The sequence below is a fragment of the Nonomuraea rosea genome, assembly GCF_039539705.1.
In the GTDB taxonomy this organism is placed as follows: domain Bacteria; phylum Actinomycetota; class Actinomycetes; order Streptosporangiales; family Streptosporangiaceae; genus Nonomuraea; species Nonomuraea rosea.
On record NZ_BAABDQ010000010.1, the window covers coordinates 94727 to 114335 of the forward strand.

Annotated in this window: 25 protein-coding genes; 9 read left to right on the top strand and 16 right to left on the bottom strand. The window is 71.5% G+C overall.

Going from position 1 to position 19609, the window contains the following annotated elements; genetic code table 11:
* Positions 1-158 precede the first annotated feature (158 nt).
* Positions 159-1871 carry a 2-isopropylmalate synthase gene (gene leuA / locus ABEA43_RS23915; RefSeq protein ID WP_345565020.1) on the top strand — a complete coding sequence of 571 codons (1713 nt, stop codon included), beginning with the start codon at positions 159-161 and terminating at the stop codon, positions 1869-1871.
* Between the two features lie 7 nt (positions 1872-1878).
* Here the strand turns inward: leuA and pyrF are convergent, their stop codons facing one another.
* The gene (gene pyrF / locus ABEA43_RS23920; RefSeq protein WP_345565021.1) at positions 1879-2703 is read right to left on the bottom strand and encodes an orotidine-5'-phosphate decarboxylase; all 825 of its coding nucleotides are present in this window, start codon (positions 2701-2703) and stop codon (positions 1879-1881) included.
* Between the two features lie 147 nt (positions 2704-2850).
* Between pyrF and ABEA43_RS23925 the strand changes: the two genes are divergently transcribed.
* Entirely contained in the window at positions 2851-3327 is a 477-nt protein-coding gene (locus ABEA43_RS23925) for a DUF2283 domain-containing protein (protein ID WP_345565023.1), read from the top strand.
* On the opposite strand, the gene ABEA43_RS23930 is transcribed toward ABEA43_RS23925, so the two are convergent.
* Positions 3324-3683, bottom strand: coding sequence for a hypothetical protein (locus ABEA43_RS23930; RefSeq protein ID WP_345565025.1), 360 nt, complete (start codon positions 3681-3683; stop codon positions 3324-3326). The genes ABEA43_RS23925 and ABEA43_RS23930 overlap by 4 nt on opposite strands.
* A gap of 84 nt (positions 3684-3767) precedes the next feature.
* Here ABEA43_RS23930 and ABEA43_RS23935 point away from each other — a divergent pair, with 84 nt between their 5' ends.
* On the top strand, positions 3768-4580 hold the full coding sequence (locus ABEA43_RS23935; protein ID WP_345565026.1) for a Cof-type HAD-IIB family hydrolase: 813 nt from the start codon (positions 3768-3770) through the stop codon (positions 4578-4580).
* A 36-nt stretch (positions 4581-4616) separates the two neighbouring features.
* On the opposite strand, the gene ABEA43_RS23940 is transcribed toward ABEA43_RS23935, so the two are convergent.
* The 5 genes from ABEA43_RS23940 to ABEA43_RS23960 all read right to left on the bottom strand — a co-directional run bounded on the left by ABEA43_RS23940 (position 4617) and on the right by ABEA43_RS23960 (position 6495).
* On the bottom strand, positions 4617-4859 hold the full coding sequence (locus tag ABEA43_RS23940) for a hypothetical protein (protein ID WP_345565027.1): 243 nt from the start codon (positions 4857-4859) through the stop codon (positions 4617-4619).
* A gap of 52 nt (positions 4860-4911) precedes the next feature.
* Positions 4912-5532 (bottom strand): TIGR00645 family protein, encoded by a 621-nt coding sequence (locus tag ABEA43_RS23945; RefSeq protein WP_345565028.1) that lies wholly within the window; start codon positions 5530-5532, stop codon positions 4912-4914.
* A complete protein-coding gene (locus ABEA43_RS23950; RefSeq protein WP_345565029.1) occupies positions 5532-5678 on the bottom strand; it encodes a hypothetical protein in 147 nt (48 codons plus the stop codon). Before ABEA43_RS23950 ends, ABEA43_RS23945 begins: the two co-directional genes overlap by 1 nt.
* A gap of 134 nt (positions 5679-5812) precedes the next feature.
* Entirely contained in the window at positions 5813-6022 is a 210-nt protein-coding gene (locus tag ABEA43_RS23955) for a hypothetical protein (protein ID WP_345565030.1), read from the bottom strand.
* Positions 6023-6138: 116 nt separating this feature from the next.
* Positions 6139-6495 (bottom strand): winged helix-turn-helix transcriptional regulator, encoded by a 357-nt coding sequence (locus ABEA43_RS23960; RefSeq protein ID WP_345565032.1) that lies wholly within the window; start codon positions 6493-6495, stop codon positions 6139-6141.
* 85 nt (positions 6496-6580) lie between these two features.
* On the opposite strand from ABEA43_RS23960, the gene ABEA43_RS23965 reads away from it, so the two are divergent.
* Together ABEA43_RS23965 and ABEA43_RS23970 are read left to right on the top strand one after the other, a co-directional pair.
* A complete protein-coding gene (locus tag ABEA43_RS23965; protein ID WP_345565034.1) occupies positions 6581-7261 on the top strand; it encodes an NADPH-dependent F420 reductase in 681 nt (226 codons plus the stop codon).
* A gap of 140 nt (positions 7262-7401) precedes the next feature.
* A complete protein-coding gene (locus ABEA43_RS23970; RefSeq protein WP_345565036.1) occupies positions 7402-7773 on the top strand; it encodes a hypothetical protein in 372 nt (123 codons plus the stop codon).
* Between the two features lie 76 nt (positions 7774-7849).
* Here the strand turns inward: ABEA43_RS23970 and ABEA43_RS23975 are convergent, their stop codons facing one another.
* Complete coding sequence (locus tag ABEA43_RS23975; protein WP_345565038.1) at positions 7850-8509, bottom strand: endonuclease V; 660 nt, start codon at positions 8507-8509, stop codon at positions 7850-7852.
* A 93-nt stretch (positions 8510-8602) separates the two neighbouring features.
* Between ABEA43_RS23975 and ABEA43_RS23980 the strand changes: the two genes are divergently transcribed.
* Together ABEA43_RS23980 and ABEA43_RS23985 are read left to right on the top strand one after the other, a co-directional pair.
* Positions 8603-9934 carry an FAD-dependent oxidoreductase gene (locus ABEA43_RS23980; RefSeq protein ID WP_345565039.1) on the top strand — a complete coding sequence of 444 codons (1332 nt, stop codon included), beginning with the start codon at positions 8603-8605 and terminating at the stop codon, positions 9932-9934.
* A 10-nt stretch (positions 9935-9944) separates the two neighbouring features.
* The gene (locus ABEA43_RS23985; RefSeq protein WP_345565040.1) at positions 9945-11558 is read left to right on the top strand and encodes an AMP-binding protein; all 1614 of its coding nucleotides are present in this window, start codon (positions 9945-9947) and stop codon (positions 11556-11558) included.
* Here the strand turns inward: ABEA43_RS23985 and ABEA43_RS23990 are convergent.
* The gene (locus ABEA43_RS23990; protein ID WP_345565041.1) at positions 11555-11950 is read right to left on the bottom strand and encodes a VOC family protein; all 396 of its coding nucleotides are present in this window, start codon (positions 11948-11950) and stop codon (positions 11555-11557) included. The two genes, ABEA43_RS23985 and ABEA43_RS23990, sit on opposite strands and share 4 nt — an antisense overlap.
* A gap of 153 nt (positions 11951-12103) precedes the next feature.
* Here ABEA43_RS23990 and ABEA43_RS23995 point away from each other — a divergent pair, with 153 nt between their 5' ends.
* Positions 12104-12844, top strand: a complete 741-nt coding sequence (locus ABEA43_RS23995; protein WP_345565042.1) for a sulfite exporter TauE/SafE family protein — start codon at positions 12104-12106, stop codon at positions 12842-12844.
* Here the strand turns inward: ABEA43_RS23995 and ABEA43_RS24000 are convergent.
* The 4 genes from ABEA43_RS24000 to ABEA43_RS24015 are packed head-to-tail and all read right to left on the bottom strand — an operon-like array spanning position 12813 to position 15692.
* On the bottom strand, positions 12813-13625 hold the full coding sequence (locus ABEA43_RS24000) for a type 1 glutamine amidotransferase (protein WP_345565043.1): 813 nt from the start codon (positions 13623-13625) through the stop codon (positions 12813-12815). The genes ABEA43_RS23995 and ABEA43_RS24000 overlap by 32 nt on opposite strands.
* Positions 13626-13679: 54 nt before the next feature.
* Positions 13680-14507: a bifunctional 5,10-methylenetetrahydrofolate dehydrogenase/5,10-methenyltetrahydrofolate cyclohydrolase gene (locus ABEA43_RS24005; protein WP_345565044.1), complete on the bottom strand. Its 828-nt coding sequence runs from the start codon at positions 14505-14507 to the stop codon at positions 13680-13682.
* Positions 14504-15109, bottom strand: a complete 606-nt coding sequence (locus tag ABEA43_RS24010; protein ID WP_345565046.1) for a cyclodeaminase/cyclohydrolase family protein — start codon at positions 15107-15109, stop codon at positions 14504-14506. Before ABEA43_RS24010 ends, ABEA43_RS24005 begins: the two co-directional genes overlap by 4 nt.
* 28 nt (positions 15110-15137) lie before the next feature.
* The gene (locus tag ABEA43_RS24015) at positions 15138-15692 is read right to left on the bottom strand and encodes a hypothetical protein (RefSeq protein ID WP_345565048.1); all 555 of its coding nucleotides are present in this window, start codon (positions 15690-15692) and stop codon (positions 15138-15140) included.
* Between the two features lie 170 nt (positions 15693-15862).
* Between ABEA43_RS24015 and ABEA43_RS24020 the strand changes: the two genes are divergently transcribed.
* Positions 15863-16774, top strand: a complete 912-nt coding sequence (locus tag ABEA43_RS24020; protein ID WP_345565050.1) for a superoxide dismutase — start codon at positions 15863-15865, stop codon at positions 16772-16774.
* 50 nt (positions 16775-16824) lie between these two features.
* Here the strand turns inward: ABEA43_RS24020 and ABEA43_RS24025 are convergent, their stop codons facing one another.
* The 3 genes from ABEA43_RS24025 to ABEA43_RS24035 all read right to left on the bottom strand — a co-directional run bounded on the left by ABEA43_RS24025 (position 16825) and on the right by ABEA43_RS24035 (position 19603).
* Positions 16825-17655: a chitosanase gene (locus ABEA43_RS24025; RefSeq protein WP_345565052.1), complete on the bottom strand. Its 831-nt coding sequence runs from the start codon at positions 17653-17655 to the stop codon at positions 16825-16827.
* Positions 17656-17744: 89 nt separating this feature from the next.
* Complete coding sequence (locus tag ABEA43_RS24030; protein WP_345565054.1) at positions 17745-18368, bottom strand: FMN reductase; 624 nt, start codon at positions 18366-18368, stop codon at positions 17745-17747.
* 140 nt (positions 18369-18508) lie between these two features.
* Positions 18509-19603: an LLM class flavin-dependent oxidoreductase gene (locus ABEA43_RS24035; protein ID WP_345565055.1), complete on the bottom strand. Its 1095-nt coding sequence runs from the start codon at positions 19601-19603 to the stop codon at positions 18509-18511.
* Positions 19604-19609: the final 6 nt, after the last annotated feature.

Consider the following 19609-nt stretch of genomic DNA (forward strand, 5'->3'; position numbering starts at 1 on the left):
AGGTTGTCTGAGGACCTGTGTTGTGGATAGTGTAGCCGCCATGATGTCGCGCGGTCTCCTTCTCGGCCGCCGCGGCGGGGCCTGACCGGACCGGCACCCCGCCGCGGTGGTCAGCGGTGCTGCCGGTCCTTCCCCAGCGAGACGAGAAGGACGAAGACATGGACGACTGGAACCGGCAACGCCCGAGCGGCATGCCGTACCACCGCTACCGGCCCGCCCACGAGCGCGTCGACGTACGGCTCGGCGACACCAGGGAGTGGCCCGCGCGCCGCATCGCCCACGCGCCGCTCTGGGTCCCCGTGGACCTGCGCGACGGCAATCAGGCGCTGGCCGAGCCGATGGACCCGGCACGCAAGCGCCGCATGTTCGACCTGCTCGTGGCCATGGGCTTCAAGGAGATCGAGGTCGGCTACCCCTCCTCCAGCCGGCTCGACTTCGACTTCGTCCGCGACCTGGCCGTGCCGGGCGCGGTGCCGGAGGACGTGACCGTGGTGGTGTTCACGGCGGCCAGGAAGGACCTGATCGAGCGGACGTACGCCTCGATCGAGGGCCTGCCCCGCGCGGTCGTGCACCTCTACACCGCCACCGCGCCCACCTGGCGCGACGTCGTGCTCGGCCACGACAGGAACGAGCTGCGCGCCCTGATCAAGGACGCCGCCGGGCACGTGGCGCGCCTGGCGGAGGGGCTGCCGGTGCGGTTCGAGTTCTCGCCTGAGGTGTTCAACCTCACCGAGCCGGACTACGTGCTGGAGGTCTGCAACGACCTCACGGCCCTCTGGGACGCGTCGCCGGACCGCCCCGTGATCCACAACCTGCCGGCGACGGTCGAGGTCGCCACCCCCAACGTGTACGCCGACCAGATCGAGTACATGCACCGCCACCTCGACCGCAGGGACGCGGTGATCCTCTCCGTGCACCCGCACAACGACCGGGGCACCGGCGTGGCCTGCGCCGAGCTCGCCCTGCTGGCCGGGGCGCAGCGGGTGGAGGGCTGCCTGTTCGGCAACGGCGAGCGCACGGGGAACGTGGACCTGGTGACCCTGGCGCTCAATCTGCACTCGCAGGGCGTCGATCCCATGCTGGACCTCTCGGACATCGACGAGATCCGGCGCGTCGTGGAGCACTGCAACCGCCTGCCGGTCCCCGACCGCCACCCGTACGCGGGCGACCTCGTCTACACCGCCTTCTCCGGCACCCACCAGGACGCCATCGGCAAGGGCCTGGCCCACCACGCCAAGCGGGCGGCCGAACTCGGGATCGCGCCGGAGCAGACGCCCTGGGACGTGCCGTACCTGCCGATCGACCCCGCCGACGTGGGCCGCGGCTACCAGGCGGTCATCCGCGTCAACAGCCAGTCGGGCAAGGGCGGCGTCGCCTACCTCCTGCACACCCGCTACGGCCTGGAGCTGCCCCGGCGGCTGCAGATCGACTTCTCCTCCGTCGTCCAGCAGGCCACCGACGGCACCGGTGAGGAGATCACGGCCGAGCAGCTCTGGGAGCTCTTCCACGCCACCTATCTGGCGCCGGGCGAGACCAGCGCGTCGGCCGGGTGGAGCACGGCCGAGACCGGGCCGGGCGAGCACGAGTTCGCCGGAACGCTGCGGTCGGGGCGCGAGCTGCGCGGCACCGGCAACGGCCCGCTGGCCGCGCTGACCGCGGCGCTCGCCGCCGACGGGCTCGACGTGGACATCCTGCAGTACGCCGAGCACTCCATGGCGCCGGGCCAGGACAGCCGCGCGATGGCCTACGTGGAGGCCCGGGTCGGCGGCGTCACCTGCTGGGGCGCCGCCCAGGACACATCGGTCCTGACGGCCTCGATCCACGCGGTGCTGGCCGCCGTCAACCGCGTGATCGACCGCGCCCCCCGATGAGGGCGGCTCACTTCTGGCCGGCGACGCTGGAGGTCAGGCAGGCGGTGCACTCGTCGCGGTAATGCAGCGTACGGGCGCGCAGCAGCTTGGGGTCGGCCAGCACGGCCCTGGAGACCGAGGGCAGGACGGCGTCGCGTACGGACCCGAACAGCCGCGCCACGTCGGCGGGCTGGGCGCCCTGAGCGCCCAGCCCAGGAGCGAGGATGGGACCGTTGAGGTCGTCCAGCGAGTGTTCGAGCGCGGGCAGCGTGGCGCCCATCACCAGTCCGACCGGCCCGAACGGCGTGTGGCCCGCGTTCGCCGCGGCGGCCGCGTCGATGATCTGGCCGGCGACGAGCCGCTGCAACGCGGCGGCCTCCGGGTTGGACGTGCGCGCCAGCACGAACACCCCGGCGTCGTTGGCCACCGCCGAGGTGATCGCCCCCTCCAGCGACCCGAACCCGAGATACGGGCTCAGCGTCACGGCGTCGGCCGCCAGCGGGCTGCCCCGGTCGAGGTAGGCCTCCGCGTAGGCGGCCATGGTGCTGTCGATGTCACCGCGCTTGACGTCGAGCAGCACCAGCGTGCCGGCCTCGCGCAAGTCCGCGATGGTGCGTTCCAGAACGGCGATGCCGCGGCTGCCCCAGCGCTCGAAGAACGCCGACTGAGGCTTGACCACGGCCGCCACGTCACTCACGGCGTCGACGACCGTGCGGCTGAAGCGCTCCAGACCGGCGGGGGAGTCGTCCAGCCCCCAGGCGGTCAGCAGCGCCGGGCTCGGATCGATGCCCACACAGAGTGGTCCGCACTTGTCGATCCTGGCTTGCAGACGTGTCCCGAACGACTCGTTCATCTGGAAAGGCCCCCTTTGCGATGGAAGGCAGACTAGCCCGAGGCGGCCCCACGCCGGAATGCTACTGCGCCGTCGGTATGAGACGGAGCCCCATCTCTAAACGTGACTGAGTCTTCCATGAGTGGCCCTGGGGGTAGATCAGCAGACATGTACGAGATCGCCCACCGGGTGCTGGTGCTGCGTACCGATCCGCCGCGTGACGTCGTCGTCACCCTTGGCGTGCCCCATGAGGAGCCGACGGGCGAGTGGTCGTGCCCGTACCGGATCGACGGGCTCGACGGGTGGGAGCACGAGCGGAAGGTGACGGGGGTGGACTCGCTGGAGGCGGTCGAGCTGGCGACGGTGATGGTGCGGGCGGCGCTGTCGGGCTCCCACGAGGCGAAGGCGGGGCTGCTGAGCTGGGACGACGCGCCGATGAGCCGGCGTACGCAGACGGTGTACGTGAGCTGGGACAAGGAGCGCGACATCGCCTACATCGCGATGAAGCATGAGCTGGTCCCGGGCGACGCCGTACGGCAGGTCGTGGCCGAGGACGCCGTGCTCGACTACGGGGACTCGGGCCGGCTGGTGGGCATGGAGCTCATGAACGCGGCCACCCGCCTCCCGTCCGAGATGCGCATCTAGCGTCCCAGCAGCCAGCGCCACCGCGGCAGCTCCAGCACCACGGTGACCACGGCGAGCACCGACACCACAGCCGCCACGACCGCGTGCCAGGCCACCCACGCCGCCGCCACCGCGGCCACGATCTGCAGGAGGACCAGCGCGATCGTCACCGGGCCGGGCACGGCGACGATCACGTTCCGCTTGTCGCCCGGAGTGGAGAACAAGGTCGGCAGCCCGATCAGCACCACGACGGACAGCACGGCCAGGACGACGGAATGCGGGGCGAGCGCCCACGGGGTCGCGACCCAGGCGACGAGCTCCGTGGCGAACCGGAACGCCGAGGCGACGCGATCGTCCGGACGAGGAGTGGAGGACACTCGCGTACCCTACATTTCCCCCTCGGGACGGCCGCCGGCCCCCCTCCCGATCCCCGGCCGCGCCGGCTCGGGATAATCGGCACCGTGACCTCACCGCACGCTGAGCCCCCGCCGCGCATCGTGGCCACCGACCTCGACGGAACCCTCCTCACCACGGCGGGCACCGTCACCGCCCGTACCAGACAAGCACTCCAGACGGCCCGCGCCGCCGGCGCGGAGATCGTCTTCGTGACGGCCAGGGCGCCGCGCGGCGTCCGCGAGATCGCCGAGCAGACCGGCGTCACCGGCCTGGCGATCTGCAGCAACGGCGCCCTCGTCTACGACCTGGCCACCGACGAGATCGTCGAGAGCCACCCGCTGGACCCGATCCCGGCGAGAAGGGTCGCGGCGGCCCTGGCGGAGGCGCTGCCCGGCATCGGCCTGGCCGTCGAGACGGGCCGGAACATCCTGACCGAGGCCGCCTACACCAGGCGGATCGCCCAGGACCTGGCCTCCTACCGGGAGGTGAGCTCCGTCTTCGAGGAGAACGCGCCCATCGTCAAACTGCTCGCCCTGTCGTCCGGGCACACGGCGGACGAGATGGTCACGGCCGTGGTGGCGGCGATCGAGGGGCTGGCCGAGGTCACCCACTCCGGTGGCACAGGGTTGCTGGAGATCAGCGCACCCGGGGTGACCAAGGCGGGCACGCTCGACCGGCTCTGCGCGGCGCGGGGGGTGACGTCCGGCGAGGTCGTGGCGTTCGGTGACATGCCCAACGACCTGGCCGTGCTCACCTACGCGGGCGCCGGGTACGCCATGGCCAACGCCCACCACCTGGTGCTGGCGGCGACGGAGCACAGGACGCTGTCGAACGACGAGGACGGGGTGGCCGCGGTGCTGGAACGCCTCTACGGCTGAGGCCCCGCACCGCCGCCACCCCCTCCTCGTACGGCCTCACGCGTCGTCGTCCGACACCCTGGAGGCGTCCTTGCAGGTGCTGGGCGCCTTGCTGAGCAACGGCAGCAGGGCGCCGCAGGTGCTCACCGGCAGCGACACGGGCTCGACGATCTCGTCATTGAAAATGATCACATCGCCGATGAGGGAGGACGGGCCCTGCTTGCCCGTGTCGGCGCAAGCGGCACCGGTCATGACACCGGTCATGACCGCGAGCACCGCGACGGAGAGGCCCGTCCGCATCAGAAGCCCCATCCCCGGTGGGGCCGCGGCCCCCGCCGGCGATCGAGCGGCGCTAGGCGACGGCCCGCTCCGGTTTCATGTCCGCAGACTGCTCGCCGCGACCGGTGACGTGATTTGGGCGACCACCCGCCATGATCCGATCGATCAGGGCGAGGGCCAGGGCCGAGACCACGAAAGTCAGGTGGATGAGGGTTTTCCATATCAGCTCTCTGTCGGTGACGGCCGGTCTCGATGCGTTGATGAAGATCTGGAGGAGGTGGATGGACGAGATTCCGATGATCGCCATGGCCAGCTTGACCTTGAGCACGTTCGCGTTGACGTGCGAAAGCCACTGCGGCTGGTCGGGATGACCCTCGATGCGCAGCCGTGAGACGAACGTCTCGTAGCCACCGATGATGACCATGATGAGCAGGTTGGAGATCATCACCACGTCGACGAGGCCGAGGACGATCAGCATGACGGTGGTCTCCGGCGGCGTGCTGCCGAACCCGAGATGGACCAGATGGATCAGCTCCATCATGAACCGCCACACGTAGACGACCTGAGCGACGATCAGGCCCAGATAGAGCGGCGCCTGGATCCATCGGCTGAGGAACATGACATAGCCGACCCGCCCGACCATCGTCCGTGACCTCGTCGGCGTGCCGGCCACGGACAGCTGCGCGACCTGCACTAGGACGTCAGGATGTTGACGTGCTGGACCCAGGCCTGGACATCGACGATGGGTGGTTTCTCGGAGCCGAGGTAGTCGAGGGTGATCGGTGGTGCGGTGGCCGCCAGCGCGAGCGCTGTGAGGGCGGTCAGGACTCGAACCTTCAACGGAACTCCTTGCTGCTGCTTGATCGCTGCTGCTCGAACACGGTCGTCGCGCTGTCGGATGAGGAGGCCGGGAACGGAGCGGCGCGGCGGATCCCGCCGCGCCGCCCACCCCGGTGTCCCGGCCGCCGGGCAGGTCAGGGTGTCAGGCAGGCCACGCCGGGGACCTCGGCGGGCACGCCGGGCGCGGCCGGATCGATCAGCGAGGTGACGTCCGCGGCCGAGCTGCTCAGGCAGGTGCCCATCCCGATCGGATCCACCACCGCGTGCGAGGCGGGGGCGGCGATCAGGATCACGGCGCCGGCGAGAGCCGCCGCGGCGGCGATCCGGCGAGGGGCGAGAACCATGGAACCTCCTGGGTAACGGTAATGAACAACCCTCGTCTAGCTACCCAGGGTAGTGAATCCGTAACACTCTGTTCAGGGAATGGGTTCGGTTCTTTTCGCAGGTGGGAGCGGACCTCCTAGCGATCCCGGGGGGCGATCTCCCAGCGGTCCTGGGCGGCCAGCACCTCGTCGGCGTGGGTGTGGGCCCAGTCGCCGAAGATCTCGATCGCGGGCAGGAGCGTGCGGCCCAGATCGGTCAGCTCGTACTCGACGCGGGGCGGGGCCTCCGCGTAGGTGTGCCGCGCCACCAGGCCGTTGAACTCCAGGCGGCGCAGGGTCTCGGTGAGGACCTTGGCGCTGATGCCGCCGATCTCCTCGCGCAGCAGCCCGGGGCGGCGCGGGCCGTGGCGCAGGGCCCAGAGGGTGACCGCGTTCCAGGTGTTGGCGAGCAGGTCGAAGGCGAGCCTGGCCTGGCAGTCGGCGATGAACAACACGAGCCTCCGTTAGGCACCACTTGGTGTGCGACGGCCTCTCTACCGTCGTCACCAGTAAACCCCTTTCACGAATCGGAGTACGAACATGCGGATCGGGATCCTTGGCGCCGGTGGGATGGCGGACGCGCTGGGCACGCAGTGGGCCGGGGCCGGGCACGAGGTGATGATCAGCGGCCGGGACGCGGCCAGGACCGCCGTCCGCGCCGCCGCCATGACCGCCCAGGCCGGTGCGCGGGCCGGTGCACAGGCCGGTGCACAGACCGGGGTGCGGGCCGGGAGCTGGGCGGAGGCGGCCGGGTTCGGGGACGTCGTGATGGTGGCCGTCCTGGCGGCCGGGATCGTCCCCGTCCTGAAGGAGGCGGGTGCGGCGCTGCGCGGCAAGCCCGTCATCGACGTCACCAACGCCCCCGGCCCCGACAAGTACGATCCCACGCGCCCCCTGGCGAACCTGATCGGCGACCTCAGCGGCGGTCACGTGGTGAAGGCGTTCAACCTGTGCCACGTGGACGTGTGGCGGATGACGCCGCCGGTGTTCGGCGGCAGGCCGCTGGCGGTGCCGTTGTGCGGGGACGACGCGGCGGCCAAGAAGACCGTGGGCACGCTGGCCGCCGACCTCGGCTGCACGCCGGTGGACGGCGGCGGGCTCGCGCGGGCGACCCTGCTGGAGGCCACGGCGGCGTTCATGATCGGCCTGTGGTTCGGCGGCGCCGACGCGCAGGCCGTCCTGCCGCCGCTGGCGTCCTCGGGCACGCACCTGCCCGGCTGATCCCGTACGCGTCCGGTGTACGGCGGTGCTCCCCGGCGTACGACGCAGGACGTAGGAGGGATGACGACGGGCGGGGGATGGCACGGACCGGGCGCCGCACGATCCTGGAGGCCTTCATACGACGCCGAAGGAGAAGTCCAGTGGTCGCTCAGGTCGTCAAGGGCAGCGGGTACCTGACCGCGTTCAAGGTCGTCGCCGCGCTCAGCACGCTGTCCGTGCTCGTCCAGGCGGTGACGGCCGGGCAGCTCATGAGCGGGGGAGGCGCGAGCCTGCACGGCACGGGCGCCGGGGCCGTGCACGTGCTCGGGCTGGTGCAGGTCGTCGTGGCCGTGCTGGTGTGGCGGCCGGGGCGGGGCGTGGGCTGGCCGGCGCTGGTCAGCGTGGCGGTGCTGCTGCTGGGGTTCCTCCAGTCCGCGCTCGGGGGCTCCGGGGCGGTGGCGGTGCACGTCCCGCTCGGGATGACGCTCTTCGGGCTCAGCGTCTGGCTCGTGGTCTGGGCCTGGCGCCGCTGAGCCTCGGCCGCCGGGCCTGGCTCGACCCGAATTGCCTGACCGGGCCGGGGCCTCGGGGGTGCCTGGGCGGGAGGGGTCACGTCGGGTGCCGGGCCAGGTGGTCGGCGTGCCGGATCGGGTCGGGGAGCCGGTAGCGGGAGGTCAGCCGCAGCGCCTGGCCGGTGGCGGTGTCCAGGGAGATGCGGTGCCCCTGGGAGACGTACACCGGCTTGACGCCGGGTTGCGTGCGCAGGGCCCGGCCGACCGTGGCGCCCTCGTGGACGATGGGCGTCCAATCGCCGCGCTCGGGCCCGGGAGTCTCGTGCGTGCCGACGAACGGCGTCTTGCCCACGCCCATCGCGGGCAGGCCGGTGAGGACGCCGAGGTGGCAGGCCAGGCCGAAGCCGCGCGGGTGCGCCAGGCCGTACCCGTCGCAGACCAGCAGGCCGGGGGTGACCGTGAGGAGTTCGAGCGCCTCGACCAGGGCGGGCAGCTCGCGGAAGGCGAACAGCCCCGGCACGTACGGGAACGCCGCACGCCCGTGGGCCACCGCCTGCTCCACCGGTTCGAGCGTGCCGGCGTCGAGGACGACCACGGCGGCCGTCACCTCGTCGTCGCCGTGGTAGTGCACGTCCAGGCCCGCCACCAGCGTGAACGAGGCAGGGCCGGTCAGCTCGACGTGTCCGCGGAGCCGGTCCTGGATGGCCTCGGCCTCGGCGGCACCGGTGGGCCATGGGTGAAGTCGCTTTACCTGCACCCGGCTAAGTTATGCCCCTTTCGCCAGGAGCGCAGTGGACCCCGGCGACCCCGCGTGCTGGACATCGGGGGCGGCCCGCCGTACCAAGGAGAGATGGAGATCACGATCGTCGGGGCCGGGCTGGTCGGCTGCCTGCTCGCCTGTTTCCTGGCCCGCCGCGGCCACCGCGTGGTCCTGTACGAGCGCCGCCAGGACCCCCGCGAGCAGGGCGCCGACCGCGGCAGGTCGATCAACCTGGCCATCTCCGAGCGCGGCATCGACGCCCTGCGCCGCCTCGGGCTCGACGGCGGGGTCCTGGACGCGGCGCTGCCCATGGCGGGCCGGATGATGCACGCGCCCGACGGCGCCCGCACCTTCCAGCCGTACAGCGCGGACCGGGCGCAGGCCATCAACTCCATCGGCCGCGCCGAGCTGAACAGGGAGCTGCTGAACGCGGCGACCTCGCTGCACGGCGTGGAGGTACGCTTCGGCCGCCGGCTGACGGCGGTGGACGAGCGCAGCGGCAGGCTCGAGTTCGCGGCGGACGGCTCTCAGGACGTCGTGGCGGACAAGGCGCAGGTGATCATCGGGGCGGACGGGGCGTACAGCGCGGTCAGGGCCAGGCTCCAGCAGCTTCCCGGGGTGAGCTTCAGCCAGGACTACCTCGACTACGGCTACAAGGAGCTGTCGATCCCGGCGCGGCACGGCCGCTTCGCCATGGACCCGGGCGCGCTGCACATCTGGCCGCGCGGCCGTTCGATGATGATCGCCCTCCCGAACCCCGACCGCTCCTTCACCTGCACCCTGTTCTGGCCGCACGACACCCTCGCCGCCCTGGACACCCCGGGGAAGATCAGGGCGTACTTCGCCGAGCACTACCGGGACGCGTTCGGGCTGATGCCCGATCTGGTCGGCGCCTACCAGGGCAATCCGGTCGGCCATCTGGTCACGATGCGCTGCTCGCCCTGGCACGTCACCACCGAGGCCACCACGATCGGGCTGGTCGGCGACGCCGCGCACGCCATCGTCCCGTTCTACGGCCAGGGCGCGAACTGCGGCTTCGAGGACTGCGTGGAGCTCGACCGCTGCCTGGACGAGGTGGGCGACGACTTCCCCAGGGCGCTGGAGCTGTTCGAGCGGCGCAGGGCGGACACCGACGTGATCGCCGGGCTGGCGCTGGAGAACTTCGTGGAGATGCGCGACAGGGTCGGCTCCAGGATGTTCCTGGCGGGCAAGCGGGTGGAGCACGCCCTGGAGCGCGTGCTGCCCGGTTACGTCTCCCGCTACGAGCTCATCTCGTTCTCCTCGACCCCGTACACCGAGGTGCAGCGGCGGGTCGCCCGCCAGCGCCGCTGGGCCGCGGCCGGGGCGGGCGCCGCGCTCCTGGCGGCACTCGGGTACGCGGCGCGCCGCAGAGGTCTGGTGCGCACACGGGACGGCGGCTGACACTGTGAAGATGCTGTCGTACTCCAGCGCCACCGCCCAGACGCCCCTCCTGGGCGAGACCATCGGCGAGAACCTCGAACGCACCGCGGCCCGTTTCGGCGACAGGGAAGCCCTGGTCGACGTGCCCGCCGGCCGCAGATGGACCTACACACAGCTCAACGCCGAGGTGGACGACCTGGCGCGGGCCCTGCTGGCCAGGGGGATCGCCAAGGGCGACAGGGTCGGCATCTGGGCGCCCAACCGCGCGGAGTGGGTGCTCGTCCAGTACGCCACCGCCAAGATCGGCGCGATCCTGGTCAACGTCAACCCGGCCTACCGCACCCACGAGCTGCGGTACGTGGTCGAGCAGTCGGGCATGCGCCTGCTGATCAGCGCCCAGACGCACAAGGGCAGCGACTATCGGGCGATGGTCGGGGAGATCGGCTTCGCCGACGTCGTCTACCTGGACGACCCCGCCTGGGACGCCCTGACCACGCGGCAGGCCGATCGGTCCGCGCTGACGGCCCGGATGGCGGAGCTGGCGTTCGACGACCCGATCAACATCCAGTACACCTCCGGCACCACCGGCTTCCCCAAGGGCGCGACGCTGTCGCACCACAACATCCTCAACAACGGCTATTTCGTCGGCGAGCTGATCCACTACACCGAGCAGGACCGGGTCTGCCTGCCGGTGCCGTTCTACCACTGCTTCGGCATGGTCATGGGCAACCTGGGCGCCACCTCCCACGGCTCCTGCATCGTCATCCCGTCGCCGGGCTTCGACCCGGAGGCGACGCTGCGCGCCGTACAGGAAGAGCGATGCACCTCCCTGTACGGGGTGCCGACGATGTTCATCGCGGAGCTGGCCCTGGCGGCGAAGTTCGACCTGTCGTCGCTCAGGACCGGGATCATGGCCGGCTCCCCGTGCCCGGTCGAGGTCATGAAGCGGGTGGTCGGCGAGATGAACATGCGCGAGGTCGCCATCTGCTACGGCATGACCGAGACCTCGCCCGTGTCCACGATGACCAGGTCCGACGACGACCTGGCGCGCAGGACGGAGACCGTGGGCCGGGTGATGCCGCACGTCGAGGTCAAGATCGTGCATCCGGAGACCCGGCTCACCGTGCCCAGGGGAGAGCCGGGCGAGCTGTGCACGCGCGGCTACTCGGTCATGCTCGGCTACTGGACCGAGCCCGGCAAGACGGACGAGGCCATCGACGCGGCGCGGTGGATGCGTACCGGAGACCTGGCCACCATGGACGAGGACGGCTACGTCAACGTGGTCGGCCGGATCAAGGACATGATCATCAGGGGCGGTGAGAACGTCTACCCGCGCGAGGTCGAGGAGTTCCTCTACAGCCATCCGGACATCGCCGACGTCCAGGTCATCGGGGTGCCGGACGAGCGGTACGGCGAGGAGGTGATGGCGTGGGTCGTCATGCGGCAGGGCGCCGAGCCGCTGACGGCGGAGCGGGTCAAGGAGTTCTGCGCGGGGCGGATGGCGCACTACAAGATCCCCCGGTACGTGCACGTCGTGGAGGAGTTCCCGCTGACGGTGACCGGGAAGATCAGGAAGGTGGAGATGCGGGCGCGCTCGGTGGACCTGCTGGGGCTGCGCGCGGCGGCCGACGCCCGCAACGCCTAGCTGGACGGCGCCAGGGTGCGCAGGACATCGAACTCGTTGCCCTCGGGGTCGGTCATGACCACCCAGCTCCGGCTGGGGCCCTGGCCCATGTCCACCTTGGCGGCGCCGAGGCCGAGCAGCCTGGCCACCTCGTCGTCGGTGCTGCGGTCGATCGGGCTGACGTCGAGGTGGAGCCGGTTCTTCACGGTCTTGCCCTCGGGCACCCGGATGAACACCACGGTGGGCGGCATCTGGCGGGCCCGGACCTCCTCGACGGTCGGCTCCCAGGAGCCGATCTCGACCTTGCCCTCGCTCCGGTCGATCACCTTGAAGTCCAGGACCGCGCACCAGAAGGCCGCGAGGCGCTCCGGATCGTGGCAGTCGACGACCAACTCGGTGAACCTACTGGTCATTGCTCCCCCAGGCAGTGCGGACGGGTGCTCAGCCTAGGGGGCCGCGCCACCCGTCCGGCAAGTCCGGGGTCGATCACTGACCTTTTGGAATCGATCATCTGGCGCTGGACCCCCGCCTTAAGCGACAAATCGGACAACGCCTAGCATGTCCGGGTGATCGTCGGAGAAGTGCTGGGCCTGCTCGGGGCGGGTGTCGCGGCCGGGGTGGTGAGCACGGTCGTGAGCCTCGCCTCGATCGTCTCCTATCCGGCGCTGCTGGCCTTCGGACTGCCTCCGCTGACCGCGAACGTCACCAACACCGTCGCCCTCGTCTTCACCGGCGTCGGCGCCGCCGCCGGGTCGCGGCCGGAGCTGGCCGGCGAGGGTGGCCGGCTGCTCAGGCTCGGCCCGATCGCCGCGCTCGGCGGCGCGACGGGCGCGGGGCTGCTGCTGGTGACGCCGCCCAGGACGTTCGAGCTGATCGCGCCCTGGCTGATCGCGATGGCGTCGCTGCTGCTGGCCCGGCCGCCGTCGGGCCGGGGGCACGGCGAGCACGGGGTGCTGGGCCGGGTGGCGCTCTTCATCGTGACGATCTACACGGGGTATTTCGGCGCGGCCGGCGGGCTGATGGTGTTCGCCGTGCTCGCGTTCATGTTCGAGCACCCGGCGGCCAAGCTGAACGCGATGAAGAACGTGATGTCGGGGCTGGCCAACGCGGTGGCGGCGCTCGGGTTCGCGTTGTTCGGGCCGGTGGACTGGGGGGCGGCCGCGCCGCTGGCGGCCGGGTTCCTGCTCGGCGGGTGGCTCGGGCCGAAGATCGCGCGCCGGCTGCCCGGCCAGAGCCTGCGCTACCTCGCGGCGGCCTGCGGCCTGGCGGTGGCGATCAAGCTCGGCTGGGACTCGTACGTGCGCTGACCCCGCCGGACGACGCCCGCCCAGTGTCACCGCCGGACGACGTCCGCCAGGCGGACCCGCGGGACGGTGCCCGCGCAGTGACTCCGCCGGACGACGCCCGCTCGGCGACGAGGGCGGCGAAGCGGGCGGTGACCTGGCGCCAGACCGGGGTCGACACCGGCTCGTCCGCCACCGCCCGCGCGTAGACCTCGCCGGGGTCGAAGCCCACGGCCCGCCACTCGCGGATGCGCGCGGGCAGCACCTCGGGATGGAACTGCACCCCCCACGCCCGCTCACCCACCCGGAACGCCTGGTACGGGCACCGCTGTGTCTCCGCCAGCCACACCGCCCCGTCAGGCAGCCGGGTGATCGCGTCCTTGTGGTGCTCGACGGCGGGCACCACCGCAGGCAGCCCGTGGAAGAGCGGGTCGGCGGCGGCCTCGGGCCTGATCGTGAGCGGGATGCTGCCGTTCTCCGGCGCGCCGGTGTCGCCGGTCACCTCGCCGCCCGCCACCCCGGCGAGGAGCTGCCCGCCCAGACAGATGCCGAAGAACGGCACGCCCTCCGCCAGCGCCTGCCCCGCCAGCCGCCGGGCGCCGGCCAGCCACGGGGCCCGGTCGTCGTCGCCGGGCAGGTAGCCGCCGCCCAGCATGATCATGGCGTCGTGGTCGAGCCGGCCGGGCAGCGCGGCGCCCTCGTGGGCGAGCACCACGTCCAGCCGGTGCCCGGCCTCCACCAGCCAGTCGCCCACCCGGCCGGGACCGCCGCTCCTGCTGTTCTGGACGATCAGAACGTCACCCAACACCGGCCTCCGCCACCCAGTCGAGAAGTTGCCCGTCCACGTCGATCCGTCGGGTCACGGCAGGTTCGCCGCCCTGGAGGTGTGGCGCAGCAGCAGCGCGGTCGTCACCGGGCCGACGCCGCCGGGCACCGGCGTGAGCGCCCCGGCCACGCCCGAGACCGCGTCGAAGTCGACGTCGCCGGTCAGCCCGCCGTCGTCGGTGGGGTTGGTGCCCACGTCGATGACCACCGCGCCCGGCGCCACGTGCGACGCGCCGATCAGCCCCGCCCGGCCCACGGCCGCGACCAGCACCTCGGCCGTGGCGGTGACGGCGGCCAGGTCACGGGTGCGCGAGTGGCAGACGGTGACCGTGGCGTGCCGGTCGAGCAGCAGGTGCGCCAGCGGCTTGCCGACGACGGTCGAACGGCCGACCACCACCGCCCGCCGGCCGAGCAGCTCCACCTCGTAGTGGTCGAGCAGCGCCATGACGGCCGCCGCCGTCGCGGGCGGGAACGCCGGCAGCCCGGCGGCCAGCCGGCCGAGCGAGAGCGGGTTGGCGCCGTCGACGTCCTTGCGCGGGTCGATGGCCGCGGCCAGCTCCTGCGCAGACGCGCCCGCCGGGAGCGGCGTCTGGAGCAGCACGCCGTGCACGTTGGGGTCGGCGCTGAGCCTGGCCAGCGTCTCGCCGATCTGCTCGGGGGCGGCGGCGGGGCCCAGGTCGACGATGTCGCAGGCGATGCCCACGCCGGCCGCCGCCTTGGCGATCGAGCGGACGTACCACAGGCTGGCCTCGTCGGCCGTGGCCACCACCACGGCCAGCCTCGGCTGCGGGCCCGCGGCCGCCTCGGCCTCCGTCTGGGCGCGGATGGCGGCGGCCAGGTCGCGGCCGGTCAGCGTCTTCACTGCTTGATCTCCTCGCGTACCTCGGCGGTCACCCAGTCTGCCCTGGCGACGGCCGCGTCGACACCGGACAGGCGGATGTTCAGCTCTTCGCGTATCCGCTCGTCCTTGATGCCGCCCAGGTTCACCTCGACGTTCACCCGGGCCGTGGTGAGCGCGGCGCGTGCCGCCTCCGCCGCCGCGGCCACGTCGGTGACGACGTTGCGGTTGCCGATCGGCAGCATCAGCTCGCACAGCTCGACCACGCGCGTGGCGGCCTCGGCCACCCTGGCGGGCGGCTCGGCCGCGCCCTGCAGCGCCACGGCGATCGCGGCGCTGCGCTCGGGGCCCTTGGGCAGCCGGTAGGCGTCGGTGACCGCGGTGAACGCCGCCGCGTCGTCCTCGGCCAGCTTCAGCGCCCGCGCCCGCAGGGTGTCGGTCTCCGCGATCACGCTGACGACGGTCTCGGCGTGTTCGGTGTATTTCTCCCCGGTGGTGTAGCGGGCGACCATGCCGAGCAGCGCGGCGGCCTGCGCCGCGTGCAGGGCCGCGGTCGCGCCGCCGCCGGGCGCGGGCACCCGGTCGGCGAGCCGGGTCAGGAAGTCGACGATCGTCAAGTCGCGCATGGCGGCATTCTGCCAGGCCGCGCGGGCCTCATTCGCGGTGCATCGGCCGCGTGGCGTCCTCCGGTCTGTGGTGGGACAGGTAGGGAGACGGCTCGGAGCCGTACGACATGGAGCCGTACTGCGCCTGCTCGGAGTCGTACACGGGTGCGTACACGGCGTCGCGTCCGCGGACGGCGGACCTCCACCGCGACGGGAACATCGAGGCCATCAGCAGCGCGACGCCGACGAACAGCATCGCTCCCGTGTACGTCACGGACTCGTAGCCCACGCCCAGGGGCGCGGGCAGCCACTCGGACACCGAGATCGTCAGGCGCGTGGTCATCTCGATCGTCGGTACGAGGCCCAGCGCCGTGAACCCGAGGCCGCCCAGCAGGGAGGCCACCGGCGACAGGCGCGAACCGATCAGGAAGGCCAGGCCGATCCCCGCCGCGACGATGACGGCCAGCCCGAGCCAGGAAAGCCGGAACTGGGTCGCGGCGCTGAGGCGGAGCTCGCCGACGCCGTACCACAGTCCGGCGGCGACCAGGGGAGGGAGGAGCAGTCCGCCGACCACTCCCAGAGCATGACGGGCACCGTTTGACATGATAAAACCCCGTTTGTTCGGCTCTGCACCAACCTACCCCGCGAGATCCTGCGGCGTGGGGTGGTCGCGCAGTCCGGCCTGGCTCGCCCGGCTCGATCGTTCCTGAAGACTCCCTGTGAAGCCGCCTGTGGGTCTTTGCGGCGTCCCCCGCCGCGGGCATCGTGGGCCGCATGAGATCCGCGATCCTGAAGACCGCACTCAGCGCCCTGGCCGTGATCCTGCTCGCCGGCGTGCCCGCGCAGGCCGCCGCGAAGCCGGACACCTTCTCGCTGCCCAACGGGTTCCAGCCGGAGGGGATAGAGATCGGGCCGGGGCCGTACGCCTACTTCGGTTCACGCGCGACCGGTGACATCTACCGGGCCGACCTGCGGACCGGGAAGGGGGCCGTCGTCAGCAAGGGGCCCGGCACGCAGTCGCTCGGGCTCAAGACGGACGGGCGCGGCCGGTTGTTCGTGGCCGGCGGGTCGGCCGGCAACGCCCGGGTGATCGACCTGCGCACCGGGGCGGTCGCGAAGTCGTACACGCTGGCCACCGGCACGTCCTTCGTCAACGACGTGATCCTCGACGGGCGCGCCGCCTACTTCACCGACTCCGCGAACCCCGTGCTCTACAAACTCGAGCTCGGACGCGGCGGCGCGCTGCCCGCCGAGGCCGTCAAGATCCCGCTCACCGGCGCCATCCAGTACACGACCGGCAACAACGCCAACGGCATCGCCCCCAGCCCCGACGGCCGGTCGCTGCTGATCGTCCAGTCGAACACCGGCAAGCTGTTCGAGGTCGATCCGTCCTCCGGCGTCACCACCGAGGTGGACCTGGGCGGCGAGCTGCTGACCAACGGCGACGGCCTGCTGCTGTCCGGCCGCACCCTGTACGCCGTCCAGAACCGCCTGAACACCATCGCCGTCATCCGCCTGTCCCGCGACGCCGCGTCCGGCCAGATCGTGAACCGGCTGACCGACCCCCGCTTCGACGTCCCCACGACCGTCGCCGCGTACGGGCACCGGCTCTACCTGCCCAACGCCCGCTTCACCACGCCGCCGACCCCCGACACCCCCTACACCGTGGTCGCCGTCAAGCCGTGACCCCGAGCGTGCGGCGCGGGCCGGTGGGCCACCGGCCCGCGCCGCACGGCTCAGCTCTTGATGGTGAAGCTGTCGCCGTAGACCTTCCAGGTCAGGGGCGGGTTCAGGTCGAGGTTGCCGTTCTTCAGGAACACCCGCTGCGCCGTGTCCACCCGGGTGGTGTCCTCGTGCGCCTCCTCCGCCTTCATCGCCGCCTTCCTGGCGTCCAGGAACGCGTTCAGGTACGTCACTTCGCTGCCGCCCTGAGCAGGCGTCTTGGCCTTGGCCATGGCGCTCTTCCTGATGCCGCCGAAGCTCAGCTTGTCGCTGCCCGGCCCGTGCATGACCATGGCGTCGTAGTAGACGAACTGGCCGAGCGCCCGCAGCCCGTCCTGCTTGGCCTGGCTGACGGCCGGGTTGAAGTAGACGCGGTCGCGCTCGTCGTTCTGGGCCGTCTGGAAGACGGTGTCCTTGGCGGCCGTCTTCCAGTCCTTGGTGAAGTTCGGGTCGAGGCCCTTGTGGGAGTCGGTGCCGTCGACCTTGCGCAGGGCCGGGAGGTATTTCGCGAGCACGTTGCCCGGCTTGCGCTTGGCGTAGAGCTCGACCAGCTCCAGCATGTCGCCGGTGCCCGAGCAGAAGCCGATGATCCCGGCCGTGTAGCCGCGGTCGTCCTCGATGTCCTCGATGTAGCCGTACTGGGCCTTCCAGTCGAGCGAGGAGTTCTCCGCGCTGGACACCAGCCGCATGGCGATGTCCTTCTTGTGCGGGTCGGTGAGATCCACCGGCGCGGTCGCGATCGTGCCGGTTGCGCCCGTCGTGCCTGTCGTGCCGGTCGTGCCTGTCATGCCCGTCGTGGTGCTCGTGAGGGCGAGGGAGAGGGCCAGGAGTGTGGCGGTCAGCACGTAGGCTCCTGTCGAAGAGGGTTCGTTAGGAAAGATTCCTAACGAACCATACTCCCGGAGTCAGCATCTGTGCCCCATGTCCGCAAAAACTAGCCCAACGGGCGCAGTGCCGCGAGTTGCTGCTCGAACGGCACGACCTCGTCGTCATCCGAGCTCTTGCGCGGCGCGCGGTGCAGCAGCAGGTCGGCCAGCTCTTCCGCGGCCCGGCCGATGCGCTCGCCGAGACCGTCGGTGAAGGAGTCGCCCCCGCCGCCCCAGTCCTCGGCGGCCGCGTAGACGGCGGTCGGGACGACGACGGCCCTCAGGTACGCGAACAGCGGGCGCAGCGCGTGCTCCAGCGCCAGCGAGTGGCGGGCGGTCCCGCCCGTGGCCGCGACGAGCACCGGCTTGCCCGCCAGCGCGGTGTTGTCGATCACGTCGAAGAACGACTTGAACAGGCCGCTGTAGGAGCCGCTGAAGATCGGCGTGACCGCGATGAGCCCGTCGGCCTCCGTCACCGCTTCGATGGCCGTGCGCAGCCTGGCGTTCGGGAATCCGGTCACGAGGTTGTTGGCGACGTCCACGGCCAGGTCGCGCAGCTCGATCACGCGTACCTCGGGCGCGGTCTCCTCCGGCCCGCCGAGACGCCGCAGCACGGCCTCGGTCAGGCGGTCGGTGAGCAGGCGGGTGGAGGAGGGCTGGGTCAGACCCGCCGTGACGACGACGAGCTTCATGGCGTCGGACTCCGTTCTGCGAAGGGGGCAGGCGGCCAGTGGATCGTGGCCGCCGGATGATCGGCGGGCGGTGGCCGTCAGGCGTCCACCGATGGCTGCCGGACGTCCACCGATGGCTGGCAGGCGTCCACCGGCCGCTGTCAGGCGTCCACCGGCTGCGCGGCCGTGGCGGCCGCGAGCAGGGACGCGTGGGTCGGCGCGCCGGGGACCCCGGCCGGCCGGTCCTTGGCGAACTCCTTGCGCAGCACCGGCACGACCTCCTCGCCGAGCAGGTCGAGCTGCTCCAGCACGGTCTTCAGCGGCAGCCCCGCGTGGTCCATCAGGAACAGCTGCCGCTGGTAGTCGCCGAAGAACTCCCTGAACTCGAGGGTCCTGTCGATGACCTGCTGCGGGCTGCCCACGGTGAGCGGCGTCTCCTCGGTGAACTCCTCCAGCGACGGCCCGTGGCCGTACACGGGGGCGTTGTCGAAGTACGGCCGGAACTCGCTTACCGCGTCCTGCGAGTTCTTGCGCATGAACACCTGGCCGCCCAGCCCCACGATGGCCTGCTCCGGCGTGCCGTGCCCGTAATGGGCGTAGCGCTGGCGGTAGAGGTTGATCAGGCGGATGTAGTGCTCCTTCGGCCAGAAGATGTTGTTGGCGAAGAAGCCGTCGCCGTAGTACGCGGCCTGCTCGGCGATCTCCGGGCTGCGGATCGAGCCGTGCCACACGAACGGCGGCACCCCGTCGAGCGGGCGCGGCGTCGAGGTGAAGCCCTGCAGCGGGGTGCGGAAGCGCCCCTCCCAGTCGACGACGTCCTCGCGCCAGAGCCGGTGCAGCAGCGCGTAGTTCTCGATGGCCAGCGGGATGCCCTGCCTGATGTCCTGCCCGAACCAGGGGTAGACGGGCCCGGTGTTGCCCCGGCCCATCATCACGTCCACCCGGCCCTCGGCCAGGTGCTGCAGCATGGCGAAGTCCTCGGCGATCTTCACCGGGTCGCTGGTGGTGATCAGCGTGGTGGCGGTGGAGAGTACGAGGCGCTCGGTCTTGGCCGCGATGTAGCCGAGCATGGTGGTCGGCGAGGACGGCACGAAGGGCGGGTTGTGGTGCTCGCCCGTCGCGAACACGTCCAGGCCCACCTCCTCCGCCTTGAGCGCGATCGCCACCATCGCCTTGATCCGCTCGTGCTCGGTCGGCGTCCTGCCCGTGGTGGGGTCCGTGGTCACGTCGCCCACACTGAAGATTCCGAACTGCACTTTAGT

Bases quoted from the DNA above. Each gene is read 5' to 3' on its own strand.
- leuA (WP_345565020.1), top strand. From the start codon at position 159: ATGGACGACTGGAACCGGCAACGCCCGAGCGGCATGCCGTACCACCGC.
- pyrF (WP_345565021.1), bottom strand. From the start codon at position 2,703: ATGAACGAGTCGTTCGGGACACGTCTGCAAGCCAGGATCGACAAGTGC.
- ABEA43_RS23925 (WP_345565023.1), top strand. From the start codon at position 2,851: ATGTACGAGATCGCCCACCGGGTGCTGGTGCTGCGTACCGATCCGCCG.
- ABEA43_RS23940 (WP_345565027.1), bottom strand. From the start codon at position 4,859: ATGCGGACGGGCCTCTCCGTCGCGGTGCTCGCGGTCATGACCGGTGTC.
- ABEA43_RS23955 (WP_345565030.1), bottom strand. From the start codon at position 6,022: ATGGTTCTCGCCCCTCGCCGGATCGCCGCCGCGGCGGCTCTCGCCGGC.
- ABEA43_RS23965 (WP_345565034.1), top strand. From the start codon at position 6,581: ATGCGGATCGGGATCCTTGGCGCCGGTGGGATGGCGGACGCGCTGGGC.
- ABEA43_RS23980 (WP_345565039.1), top strand. From the start codon at position 8,603: ATGGAGATCACGATCGTCGGGGCCGGGCTGGTCGGCTGCCTGCTCGCC.
- ABEA43_RS23985 (WP_345565040.1), top strand. From the start codon at position 9,945: ATGCTGTCGTACTCCAGCGCCACCGCCCAGACGCCCCTCCTGGGCGAG.
- ABEA43_RS23990 (WP_345565041.1), bottom strand. From the start codon at position 11,950: ATGACCAGTAGGTTCACCGAGTTGGTCGTCGACTGCCACGATCCGGAG.
- ABEA43_RS24010 (WP_345565046.1), bottom strand. From the start codon at position 15,109: ATGCGCGACTTGACGATCGTCGACTTCCTGACCCGGCTCGCCGACCGG.
- ABEA43_RS24015 (WP_345565048.1), bottom strand. From the start codon at position 15,692: ATGTCAAACGGTGCCCGTCATGCTCTGGGAGTGGTCGGCGGACTGCTC.
- ABEA43_RS24020 (WP_345565050.1), top strand. From the start codon at position 15,863: ATGAGATCCGCGATCCTGAAGACCGCACTCAGCGCCCTGGCCGTGATC.
- ABEA43_RS24030 (WP_345565054.1), bottom strand. From the start codon at position 18,368: ATGAAGCTCGTCGTCGTCACGGCGGGTCTGACCCAGCCCTCCTCCACC.